The 1,126-nt window shown below is 56.0% G+C and carries 1 protein-coding gene; it reads right to left on the bottom strand.

What is annotated here, in order from left to right; all coding sequences use genetic code 11:
• Window positions 1–919: IS66 family transposase (locus tag GWQ22_RS21510; protein ID WP_275931629.1), on the bottom strand; the 919-nt coding region annotated here is incomplete at its 3' end.
• Window positions 920–1,126: the final 207 nt, after the last annotated feature.

Raw genomic sequence — 1,126 nt, 5'->3', positions numbered from 1 at the left:
CACCGCTGAAATCGGCAAGATGGCTTTGCGGATGGACTCCCTTTCTATCAGGAGAGTAGGCGAACCAGACGGCTGGCGGCCCTTCGGAGCCTGCGTTGCGATCATCGCGTACATACGTCCACAGACGCCCTGTTTTTGTCTTTTTATTGCCGGGGAGCAGTACCGGGACCGGCGTATCGTCTGCGTGTAGTTTGCCATCGGTCAGCACATACTGCCGCAGCGCATCCTCAAGCGGTGACAGCAATCTGCAACACGCATCCACCCAACCAGAGAGCACCGAACGGCTCAGTTCCACCCCCTGACGGGCATAGATTTCCGACTGGCGATACAGTGGGGTGTGCTCTGCATATTTGGAGGTGAGTACCCGAGCCAGTAAGCCTGGCCCGGCGATCCCCCGCTCGATAGGACGTGATGGCGCTGGCGCTTGTGTGATGAAATCGCACTGCCCGCAGGTGTGTTTCTCCCGAACCGTGCGGATGACCCGGAAGGCACTGCGTATCAGCTCTAACTGCTCAGCAGTATCTTCTCCAAGGTATGCCAGCGCTCCACCACATTCCGGGCAGACTGCCTCTGTTGGACACAGGCGATGCTCATCGCGAGGAAGGGCCTGAGGGAAGGGTTTGCGAGTGCGGGTCTGGCGAAGTGGCCGCGGTACTGCTGGGTCATCCACCCGGCCGGTGATAGCGTCACTCTCTTGCTGGAGTATTTGCAGTTGTGCTTCAGTCTGAGCGATACGACGTGCGAGTTTCTCGGACTGGCTGCCAAAATACATACGCCGCAGCTTGTCGAGTTGCGCAAGCAGGCGCTCAATTTCGCGCTCCCGCTCTTCCAACCTTGCATGCAAAACACGATTGAGTGACTCCTGTTCGGCCAGGAGTCGTTTCAGTTGCAGGATTTCGTCGGCTAGTGATTTTTCCATACCCATGTATCTTACATGGGGGATCACTTTTTACAACATGGTCAATGAGTTAGCCAGACGCTTTGGATGGCGCCAGTCTATCCCGAGTTATGGTGATTTCTGGTGTATGGGGGAGATAGAGAAGGTGGCGTATCCTGCTGATTGATTCCCGCGAAGAATCTCAATTAACAGAGGTGATACGCCATGACCAATTCTACCCTCAGAGTC

It is taken from the genome of Aeromonas sp. 1HA1 (assembly GCF_029237385.1).
In the GTDB taxonomy this organism is placed as follows: Bacteria; Pseudomonadota; Gammaproteobacteria; order Enterobacterales; family Aeromonadaceae; genus Aeromonas; species Aeromonas popoffii.
The sequence above is the reverse complement of the archived record's forward strand: the minus strand, read 5'-3'. Positions and strand labels throughout refer to the sequence as shown.